Annotated in this window: 2 protein-coding genes; both read left to right on the top strand. The window is 30.8% G+C overall.

The annotated features are described in order from the left end of the window. The first annotated feature begins 170 nt into the window (after positions 1–170). A complete protein-coding gene (locus QQZ16_RS01750) occupies positions 171–1682 on the top strand; it encodes an integrase (RefSeq protein ID WP_284561004.1) in 1512 nt (503 codons plus the stop codon). Next, the gene (locus QQZ16_RS01745) at positions 1628–2038 is read left to right on the top strand and encodes a hypothetical protein (RefSeq protein WP_284561003.1); all 411 of its coding nucleotides are present in this window, start codon (positions 1628–1630) and stop codon (positions 2036–2038) included. The genes QQZ16_RS01750 and QQZ16_RS01745 overlap by 55 nt, the downstream gene beginning before the upstream one ends. Positions 2039–2150: the final 112 nt, after the last annotated feature.

The raw sequence follows: 2150 nt of genomic DNA, 5'->3' as shown, positions 1-2150 counted from the left end.
CTAGGAAAGGGCTAGCCCTTTCCTAGACACCCAAATCAACACTTCGAACAAATCTATTTGAATACGAAGGTGATCATCTACCTTGAGAAGTTGAAAAGTCATTTACACAAAAATATTGACAGTACCTGGATTATGCAGGTAATACTATTGCGGCATATTTCAAGTATTTAGTGGATGTTTTAAATATTACTTCAACTTTAGCTAAGTCAAAAGTTAGTGATTTAGAAGAATATTTATTATCCGAAGCGACGAAATCGATAAAACATGAAATGATAAAGTCTTTATTGAATTTTTTAGATTTTTATGATGAATTGGATTCAACGGAAGAATATATACAGCTAGCCAGTGAGCTTCATGAAAAACTCGAAATAGAACCGAGGGAAATTCCATCAAGCAGAGATTGCTTAATGTTCCTATTCGCCTTAAATAATTTTTTTGATAATACTCCTTCATCAGATTGGCGATATTTATATTTTACTCCAATAAGGATTTGGTGGATACTAACTACCAAAATCCCAATGAGAATCGGTGAATTTCTTAAAATACGAAGGGATTCTCTTAAAGTAAAAGAAACGGATAATAAAGTTCGATATTATCTAGAGCTACCTAGATCTAAGGAGAAAAACAACAAAAAAAGAATTCAAGTTATTGATAAAATTGAGATTGATAAGAGTTTTTACAATTTCATAGATTCCTATATTATTGAATCAAATAAATACGGAGAGTCGGATTCATTAATATCTTATATGGTAATTAGAAAACTTAGAGAAAATGTTATAGAGAATAAAATTAATAGTTTTGTCAAGAAACGTAATGATAGAATAATTGATCATGAAACTTTTAGAAAATTGTTATACGATTTTTATGAATTCATTATTAAAAATCCACCATATAATTTTTCTGTTCGAGATGTCGGGAATGACAATCTTGAAACAATTTCAAAAAGTCGTGAAGAAGGAAATTATTTCGATATTGAGAGGCGATTACGACCTAATGATACAAGACATTTAGCATTTATGTTTTTGAAGCTTCAAGGCCTTCATCCGGTAGAAATAGCTCGTCTAGGTGGTCATTTATCTCTCAGCTCACAAACCCATTATTTTAAGCATAGGGAATTTGAAACTGATTCTTCAACTATTCAACTATTGAGATTATTTGACATGGATTGCCAATACTTTAAAACAAGTTTTTTTAAAACAATAAATGAACCAATAATTAGTTCAAAAATAAATGATGAATTTAGAAGACGTTTTGTATTAAAAAACGCTGAGCCTGACCGAGATAAGTGGGATAAATTAGAAATAGGTTGGTGTTCAGCGAGTATAAAACGTTGTAAACGTCACTGTTTTATATGTGATGAATATTGGAAAATAGAATTTGATGAATTTAAGACAAAATATAATGAGATTATTAAGTGGATGGATTCTACGGAGAACAAAGCAATTAAGGTTTATAATTCGTTGGGACATATCTATGACCAAATTCATAGTAATAAAAATGAGCAGCTGAAATTGGATATAAAACTAAAAAAAGTGTTATACACAAAATCAAAGGAATTAAAAGATTTATTAGAAAGTATCGGGGCTTGTGTTGATCATATCTATGAACAGACAGGGGTGAACATTGAATGGCAAACAAGTATCCAAAAGACAAAATCGACGAATTACTTGACAGATATGTAGAAGAAAATAAGGTCAAAATCATTAACAAAAGACCATTTGCTGAATTTGTGACAGAATTATTCGAAAAAGGCGAACTTAGTTGGTTAGATAAATCCATTCCTGAATACTATTGGAGAAAAGCAGCCTATGAAGGATTTCATTATATTGAAAGATACAATGAAGCTGTAAATACTCCAATACTTATAGAAAATGAGAATCCGGAAATTAAACTTCCAAGTATAAAGGATTCAATCGAAAAACTAATTAAAGACCCATCTAAACTATATAAGACGTTGGAGCCTTATGAAAAGGAATTAAAATTATTATTAAAAAAAGAAAAGAAAAGTGAAAAGAAAATAAAGGAGCATTCCTGTTAGAAGGATTTTCGGGGACTTGAACAAAAAAGAGCCCTCTTGGTATGATACGGGGTGTCAAATCGTGGACCGAAATGACCCCTAACTTAGTTAACCAAGGAGGACTCCAAAATGG

This window comes from Bacillus sp. T2.9-1 (genome assembly GCF_950097965.1).
Taxonomy (GTDB): domain Bacteria; phylum Bacillota; class Bacilli; order Bacillales; family Cytobacillaceae; genus Niallia; species Niallia hominis.
Note: the sequence above shows the minus strand (reverse complement) of the source record. Positions and strands in the feature narration are given on the sequence as shown.

Bases quoted from the DNA above. Each gene is read 5' to 3' on its own strand.
- QQZ16_RS01745 (WP_284561003.1), top strand. From the start codon at position 1,628: ATGGCAAACAAGTATCCAAAAGACAAAATCGACGAATTACTTGACAGA.